Source organism: Methylobacterium sp. J-048 (assembly GCF_022829515.1).
Classification (GTDB): Bacteria; Pseudomonadota; Alphaproteobacteria; order Rhizobiales; family Beijerinckiaceae; genus Methylobacterium.
The window spans coordinates 1-7,843 of the sequence record NZ_JAKSYL010000225.1 but is presented as its reverse complement, the minus strand read 5'-3'; the positions used below and the strand labels follow the sequence as shown (position 1 = coordinate 7,843).

Here is a 7,843-nt window from a genome sequence, read left to right as displayed (position 1 = left end):
CCGGACCAGCCGCACAACCTTGGCGCGGGGTGGAGCAGCCCGGTAGCTCGTCAGGCTCATAACCTGAAGGTCACAGGTTCAAATCCTGTCCCCGCAACCAAATCTCTCTCGACGACTCGACCCGTCAAGAACCCGGCCCGCTCACGCGGACCGGGTTTTTTGGTGTTTGGGGCCGCAGTTGCTGAGCCCCTCCGTCGAGCGAGCGACCGGGCCGCTCAGTCATGGTGTGCTGACACCGTACCTGCCTCGAACGGAGGGCGGCCGCCCCCCTGTAGCGCGTCGGACGCCGGCGTGGCCGTTGGTCGTCGCCTCCGCCGAGGCGGGTCCTGATGGGCGACGCAGGTGCTGGGCGTCACGGTGACATCCAGCGCACCCCGGTGCGCCACGCTCGTCGGCTGAGGCCGAAGGCGTCCGATGTGACAGGCCGGAGCCTCTGTTGCGATCCCGCCGCGTCGAGCCTTGGACACGCTGGAGTTGCGCAAGCAGCCCGCAGCATCGCCAAGCACGGTGGCCGGCGTTCCGCACGGCAGCTCACCCGAACGGCCCGATACAAATCCCAGTCGGGACCAACTCTTTATTCCACACCGATTGGCCAAATTTTCTCAATCACTCGTAGTTCCGATGTCGGCTTTCACTCGCCGCACGAAGTTCGATTGCGCACAAGCAAGATCGTCGGTGATCGTTTTCCTTGAGGTTGATCGCCGAATGCATCTGAATTTGTCCTGTTTCCGATTGTATATCGCGATATCGATTTTGAGACTTGACGGGTCATCGAAAAGCGATTGTATCGACCCGCGGGATCGCGACGCTGTGCTTGCGTTCTGGCCAGTTACGACCTGACAAGAAGGCGCCGTACACGACATGACTCGACCCGATGGTGATAAGAGCCGCTTCGTCGCGCTCGCGTCCGAGATCGTCTCGGCCTATGTAAGCAACAACCACGTGCAGAGCGCGGATTTGCCGAAACTGCTCAACGACATCCATGGCGCGATCCAGGGCGTCTGCGCCGGCGGCACCGCCGTGGCGGCCCCGAACAAGCCGACCGCGCAGGAGATCCGGCGTTCGGTGACGCCCGATTTCCTGATCTCGTTCGAGGACGGCAAGCCCTACAAGACCCTGCGCCGCCATCTGACCCTGCGGGGCCTGACCCCGGAGGCCTATCGCGCCAAGTGGGGCCTCGATCCCAGTTATCCGATGACCGCCCAGAGCTATTCGGAGCAGCGCTCGCAGCTCGCCCGCTCGCTCGGCCTCGGCCAGCAGCGCCGGACATCCGCCGCGCCGGCTCCCGAGCCGGAGGAGCCGGCCGCGCCTCCCGCCAAGAAGCGCGGTGCCCGCCGCAAGGAAGACGCCTGACCGGTCAAGGTGTGCGGGCTTGCGGCGACGGTGTCGTGGGCCTGCCGCAATCGGCTCCGATAGCGTAAGGCCGCACGGCGCGCGGTCCGATCGGCGGCGCGCCGACCTGCCGCCGGAGCCCCGCATGCTGATCCGCCTCGTCCTGCCCGCCCTCGTCGCAATCCTGCTGGCCGCCGGCCCCGCCGGGGCGCAGATGGCCCGCACGGAGGCTCCCGCCGCCCCGAAGGACGGGACGGCCAAGGCGGTGCCGCTGAGCCGGACCGACATCCAACTCTCCTTCGCCCCGGTGGTGAAGCGGGCCGCGCCCTCGGTGGTGAACGTCTACGCCTCGCATGTCGAGAAGCGCTCCACCGCGCGCGCCAGCGCCATGGAGGAATTCATGCGCCGGTTCTTCGGCGAGCCGGAGAGCGGCCGCGGCCCCCGGGGCGACCGGGCGCAACGGTCGCTCGGCTCCGGCGTGCTGGTCGACGCCGACGGGCTCGTGATCACCAACAACCACGTTATCGACAACATGAACGAGGTGCGCATCGCGCTCTCCGACCGCCGGGAGTTCGAGGCGACGATCGTGCTGCGCGATACCCGCACCGACCTGGCGGTGCTCAAGCTCAAGGAGGCCCCGAAGGGCCTGATGCCGATGCCGTTCGGCGATGCCGACGCCCTGGAGGTCGGCGACTTCGTGATGGCGATCGGCAACCCGTTCGGCGTCGGTCAGACCGTGACGCAGGGTATCGTCTCGGCCCTGGCGCGCACCCAGGTCGGCTCGGCGGACTACCAGTACTTCATCCAGACCGACGCGGCGATCAACCCGGGCAATTCGGGCGGCGCGCTGGTCGACCTGCGCGGCCAATTGGTCGGCATCAACACCGCGATCTACTCGCAATCCGGCGGCAGCCATGGCATCGGCTTCGCGATTCCCGTGGGCATGGTCAAGGCGGTGGTCGACGCGGCCCGGGACGGCGCCAGCGTGGTCCGCCGGCCCTGGCTCGGCGCGCGCATCCAGAGCGTGACCCCCGATATCGCCGACAGCATGGGCCTCGACCACCCGACCGGCGTGCTGGTGGCGAGCCTGCAGCCCAAGAGCCCCGCGGACGAAGCGGGACTGAAGCGCGGCGACCTGATCCTGAGCGTGGACAACCAGGAGGTCGCCGACCCGGAGGCGTTCGGCTACCGCTTCGCGCTCAAGGGCGTCCAGGGCCTGACCCGCTTCGGGATCCTGCGCGGCACGGCCCGCCAGACGGTGACGGTCAAGCTCGCGCCCGCCCCGGAGACGCGCCCGCGCGACGTGCTCAAGGTGCGGACCCGCTCGCCGTTCCAGGGCGCGACCCTGGTCAACACCTCGCCGGCGGTGGCCGAGGAGCTGCAGGTCGATTTTCCGGCCGAGGGCGTCGCCGTGCAGGCGGTGGACGAGACCTCCATCGCCGGCCGGCTCGGCCTGCAGAAAGGCGACATCATCGTGGCGGTCAACGGCGTGCCGGTGGCGACCACCAAGGACCTGGACCGGGTCACCCGCAACACCCTCAATTCCTGGGAGGTCGTGATCAACCGCAACGGCGAGATCATGACCTCGGTGTTCGGGGGCTGAGCCGGACGGCACTGCGGCACGTCCAGGAATGCGATCCGCGCGCACAGCTCCGTTGCAGGGCGACAACCGGCGGTGCGTTGGCGAAGCGGATCGGTCTATGGAACGGGAAGAGCCGTAGGCGTCGGGAGAAACGAGATCAGTTCCCTGATCAATCGATGGTCGATGACCTGTTCCGCCGCATCCGCCCTGACCTTCGGGATGACATCCTGTTCCGAAAGTCGCGCACGCGGCTTCGGCAGCAGCATCTTCAAGGCGCTTATCCAGTCCTTGCGACCATTATCAATACGATCGTCGCCAAATTTCAAGTTGAATACCGATGAGAAGTGCTCAACATCTCTGAATAAATCTTCCTCAAGGGTAGGCATGGCAACGAAGAGCCGACAGGCCTCGTAACCCGACGTATCCCTCTGAAGATCCTGAAAAATATCCTGCTGTTCCGAAACCTTGTCGGGATCGGTCGTATCCGCATCGACGACGATGGCAACGCGATTGTCGTCGTTCAAGGCCAGCGATGTTCCCAGGGATACGGCGGACGACTTGCCGCCTGCCTCCAGCACCCGGATGTCTTCCCGACCGGCTTCGTGGAGCAAGGCCCGCAGAACGATCGCGTCGGCCGGCCCTTCCGTCACGATATACGAGGTCATCACAGAACTCCCGCCCGCGGATCGAAATCGGGCTTTCCGTGCTGCATCAGGACGCGATATTTCCGCCGTAGGGCATCCGCGAAATCCTGCCGTTCCAGCAGGAAGCCGATCTCCGGCCCCTGCCATAGGAGGATGGCATGCGGAGCCATATAGTGCGCCAGCGTGACGGCAGGATCGGTAAATCCGCTGCTGCTGAACACGCCCCCGATGACGCCGGCCGGCCGACGCAGCAGCTGGTTTCTCAGCTTCGCCAACGGCTCGACATTCACGTTGGCCTGCTGGTCCTTGGCCTCCACCATGCACGCGATACCGTCGAGCAGCACCATCCCGTCGATCTGCTCCACGATCGCGCCGTGCAGGTTGACCGCATAAGGCCAGATGATCTCTGCGCCACTCAGTTGGAAGGCTCTGAGGATGAGATGTTCGAAAGCCTTCCCGCTGGACCACCCCGCGATCCGTTTTCTCGGTTGGGCCCCGATCTTATCCCAGAGCGATGACAGCTCGGCCCATCCGCAGGCGCTGATTTTCGAAACATCGTCGCGTGTCGATCGCTTCCCGGCGGATGTTTTGCGCCGCATCTTCAGGTCTCACCCAGGATCAGCATAAATCTCGGCCGATTCGGCTGGATCGAGCAAGCGCCTTGAGCTTCCTGATGCATCCTGGGCAGCGCGCGACGTGTGGTGATCTTGCGCGTGTGCCCGAATTTTCGCCGACCGATCGGGATGGGCAAGCTGAGCGCCACAGATCCTCAGGCCGATCCCTGGGGATATCCGGCAGGCGCGTGAACCGAAAAATCTTGCCGCTGCGCATCGACCCGGTCTTCATGCGGCGATGTCCGACCTGTTCGCCTCCGCCGCGCCCCCTTCGGCTCCGGATTCCGGCCACGCCCCCGTCGCGGAGGCGAGCCGCCCGCTCGCGGACCGGCTGCGCCCGCAGAGCCTCACGGAGGTCGTCGGCCAGGAGCACCTGACCGGGGAGGGCGGCAGCCTCACGCGGCTGCTGCGCGGAAAAAGCCTCGGCTCGCTGATCTTCTGGGGGCCGCCCGGCACCGGCAAGACCACGGTGGCGCGGCTCCTGGCCCAGGGCACCGACCTGCATTTCGAGCAGATCTCGGCGATCTTTTCCGGCGTGCCCGACCTGCGCAAGGTGTTCGAGGCCGCCCGCAAGCGCCGGGCGACCGGGCAGGCGACCCTGCTGTTCGTCGACGAGATCCACCGGTTCAACCGGGCGCAGCTCGACGCCTTCCTGCCGGTGATGGAGGATGGCACCGTCACGCTGGTCGGCGCCACCACGGAGAACCCGTCTTTCGAGCTGAACGCGGCCCTGCTGTCGCGGGCCCGGGTGCTGCTGTTCCGGGCCCTCGACCCGGGCGCGATCGCGCGGCTGCTGGTCCGGGCCGAGGCGCTGACGGGCCAGGCCCTGCCGCTCACCGAGGAGGCGCGGGGCGTGCTGGTCCGGATGGCCGACGGCGACGGCCGCGCGGCGCTGACCCTGGCGGAAGAGGTCTGGCGCTCCGCCGGCCCGGGGGAGACCCTGGATGCCGAGGCGCTGCAGGACATCGTGCAGCGGCGGGCGCCGATCTACGACAAGGCCCAGGAGGGCCACTACAACCTGATCTCGGCGCTGCATAAGACCGTGCGCGGCTCGGATCCGGACGCGGCGCTCTACTATCTGTGCCGGATGCTCGATGCCGGTGAGGACCGGCTGTTCATCGCCCGCCGGCTGGTCCGGATGGCGGTGGAGGATATCGGGCTTGCCGACCCGCAGGCCCTGGTGGTGGCCAACGCCGCCAAGGACGCGTTCGACTTCCTCGGCAGCCCGGAGGGCGAGCTGGCCCTGGCGCAGGCCGCGATCTACCTGGCCTGCGCGCCGAAATCGAACGCGGTCTACACCGCCTACAAGGCTGCGACGCGGCTCGCCAAGGAGGCCGGCTCCCTGGCGCCGCCGCGCACCATCCTGAACGCGCCGACCAAGCTGATGAAGCGGATCGGCTACGGCGAGGGCTACCGCTACGACCACGACGAGCCCGACGCGTTCTCGGGCCAGGATTACTGGCCGGACGCCATCGGCCGCCAGCACCTCTACGAGCCCACCGAGCGCGGCTACGAGACCCGCCTGGCCGAGCGCCTCGCCCGCTGGGAGGCCCTGCGCAAGGCGCGGCGCGGGGAGGGGTAGGGCGGCCCGTCATGGATTTCCAAAGAGCTCAGCCCTTTGGCGGGTGATCAGGGCGGAGCCCTGATGCGGCGGGCCCGCGCGTCACAGGGCGAGTGGCGCGTTGTCGATCACCTCCTTCATCACGAAGAAGGTCCGGGTCTGGCGCACCCCCGGCAGGCCGATCAGCGTGGCGCTGTGGAGGCGGTTGAAGTCGGCCATGTCGGAGACGCGGATCTTCAGGATGTAGTCGAAATCGCCGGCCACGAGGTGACAGTCGAGCAGCACGGGGATCGCCCGCACTGCCGCCTCGAACTCGGAGAAGCTCTCGGGGGTCGAGCGGTCGAGCACGACGCCGACGAAGACCAGGGTGCCCCGGCCGACCCGGGCCGGATCGACCAGCGCCCGGACCGCCCGCACGAAGCCGTCCGCGAACAGCCGCTGGATCCGGCGATGGCAGGTGGCCGCGCTGGTGCCCGAACGCTCGGCGATCTCGGCATTGGCCATGCGCCCGTCCGCCTGCAGCAGACGCAGAATTTTGAGATCGATCCGGTCAAGCCCTGCGGACATGGCGGTTTCTTCCAGTTTTTTACAACTTTCCGGACGATTTCTCGCCCCTTGCAGCGATTGATGCAAGCACTTGGCTATCGGTAGGCCAAGTTCGAGAGCACCTTTCAGGCGATCCGGGTTAGCTTTTCTCCGTGCCGGACAGGCGCGCGCCGCGGGACGTGGATTGCTCCCGGCGGTCGGAAGACCCGGAGAGACCCGATGCTGCAAGACTTCGAGCGCTACCCCCTGACCTTCGGCCCGACGCCGATCGAGCCGCTCAAGCGGCTCACGGACCATCTCGGGGGTGAGGTCGAGATCTACGCCAAGCGCGAGGATTGCAATTCGGGCCTCGCCTATGGCGGCAACAAGCTGCGCAAGCTCGAATACATCGTGCCGGACGCGATCAAGAGCGGCGCCGACACCCTGGTCTCGATCGGCGGCGTGCAGTCGAACCACACCCGCATGGTCGCCGCGGTGGCCGCCAAGATCGGCATGAAGTGCCGGCTGATCCAGGAAGCCTGGGTCCCCCACGAGGACGCCGTCTACGACCGGGTCGGCAACATCCTCCTGTCGCGGATCATGGGCGCGCAGACGCAGCTCGTGGATGACGGCTTCGACATCGGCATCCGCGACAGCTGGAAGCGCGCGCTCGCCGAGGTCGAGGCCGAGGGCGGCAAGCCCTACGCGATCCCGGCCGGCGCCTCGGTGCACAAGTACGGTGGGCTCGGCTATGTCGGCTTCGCCGAGGAGGTGCGCAAGCAGGAAGCCGAGATGGGCCTGCGCTTCGACTACGTGGTGGTCTGCACCGTCACCGGCTCGACCCATGCCGGCATGCTGGTCGGCTTCTCCGCGGACGGGCGCGCCCGCAACGTCATCGGCATCGACGCCTCCTGCACCCCGGCCCAGACCAAGGCCCAGGTCCTCGAGATCGCCCGGAACACCGCGGCCCTGGTCGGCGCGGGCGACATCGTCGCCGACGACGTCGTGCTCAACGAGGATTACGCCTACCCGGTCTACGGCGTGCCCTCGCAGGAGACCGTGGAAGCGATCCGGCTCTCGGCCCGGCTCGAGGGGATGATCACCGACCCGGTCTACGAGGGCAAATCCATGCAGGGCATGATCGACCTCGTGAAGAAGGGGTTCTTCCCGAAGGGCTCGAAGGTGCTCTACGCCCATCTCGGCGGCGCGCCGGCGCTGAACGGCTACAGCTACACGTTCCGCAACGGCTGAGGCCGGTCGGCCAAGCGCCACTCCCATCACCCCCCCTCATCCTGAGGCGCCCGGCGATCGACGATCGCCGGGCCTCGAAGGAGCCCTCCCGTAATCGCGAGACTCCTGGAGCCCGCTTTCGATGCCTTCGATGCGCTTCGGCACCTCACGTTGAGGTTGTGGTTGGGAGCCGCGACTCTCGCGCACGAGCCCCTATATGGCAGCGCCGGACCCGGATCGAAGAGAGCCTGGATGATCGCACCGGCACGCTCGACGCTCCTCTGGCTTCCCGTCAGCCTGTGGGGCCCCGGGGGGCAGGCCGCCTCGGGCCGGCCCGGTGAGGCCGGCGCCGGCA

7 protein-coding genes and 1 tRNA gene are annotated in these 7,843 nt (G+C 67.4%); 5 read left to right on the top strand and 3 right to left on the bottom strand.

Going from position 1 to position 7,843, the window contains the following annotated elements:
- Positions 1 to 23 precede the first annotated feature (23 nt).
- The 3 genes from MKL09_RS22105 (at position 24) to MKL09_RS22095 (ending at position 2,935) form a co-directional block, all read left to right on the top strand.
- Positions 24 to 100: transfer RNA gene (locus tag MKL09_RS22105), tRNA-Met, on the top strand.
- A gap of 761 nt (positions 101 to 861) precedes the next feature.
- Entirely contained in the window at positions 862 to 1,353 is a 492-nt protein-coding gene (locus MKL09_RS22100; protein ID WP_244023738.1) for a MucR family transcriptional regulator, read from the top strand.
- Between the two features lie 124 nt (positions 1,354 to 1,477).
- On the top strand, positions 1,478 to 2,935 hold the full coding sequence (locus MKL09_RS22095; protein WP_244023736.1) for a Do family serine endopeptidase: 1,458 nt from the start codon (positions 1,478 to 1,480) through the stop codon (positions 2,933 to 2,935).
- A gap of 95 nt (positions 2,936 to 3,030) precedes the next feature.
- Here the strand turns inward: MKL09_RS22095 and MKL09_RS22090 are convergent, their stop codons facing one another.
- Complete coding sequence (locus tag MKL09_RS22090) at positions 3,031 to 3,579, bottom strand: hypothetical protein (protein ID WP_244023735.1); 549 nt, start codon at positions 3,577 to 3,579, stop codon at positions 3,031 to 3,033.
- A complete protein-coding gene (locus tag MKL09_RS22085) occupies positions 3,579 to 4,157 on the bottom strand; it encodes a restriction endonuclease (protein ID WP_244023733.1) in 579 nt (192 codons plus the stop codon). Before MKL09_RS22085 ends, MKL09_RS22090 begins: the two co-directional genes overlap by 1 nt.
- A gap of 253 nt (positions 4,158 to 4,410) precedes the next feature.
- Between MKL09_RS22085 and MKL09_RS22080 the strand changes: the two genes are divergently transcribed.
- The gene (locus tag MKL09_RS22080; protein ID WP_244023732.1) at positions 4,411 to 5,754 is read left to right on the top strand and encodes a replication-associated recombination protein A; all 1,344 of its coding nucleotides are present in this window, start codon (positions 4,411 to 4,413) and stop codon (positions 5,752 to 5,754) included.
- Between the two features lie 81 nt (positions 5,755 to 5,835).
- Here MKL09_RS22080 and MKL09_RS22075 read toward each other — a convergent pair whose 3' ends face one another.
- Complete coding sequence (locus MKL09_RS22075; protein WP_244023730.1) at positions 5,836 to 6,300, bottom strand: Lrp/AsnC ligand binding domain-containing protein; 465 nt, start codon at positions 6,298 to 6,300, stop codon at positions 5,836 to 5,838.
- Positions 6,301 to 6,498: 198 nt separating this feature from the next.
- Here MKL09_RS22075 and MKL09_RS22070 point away from each other — a divergent pair, with 198 nt between their 5' ends.
- Positions 6,499 to 7,509, top strand: coding sequence for a 1-aminocyclopropane-1-carboxylate deaminase (locus MKL09_RS22070; RefSeq protein ID WP_244023728.1), 1,011 nt, complete (start codon positions 6,499 to 6,501; stop codon positions 7,507 to 7,509).
- Positions 7,510 to 7,843 lie beyond the last annotated feature (334 nt).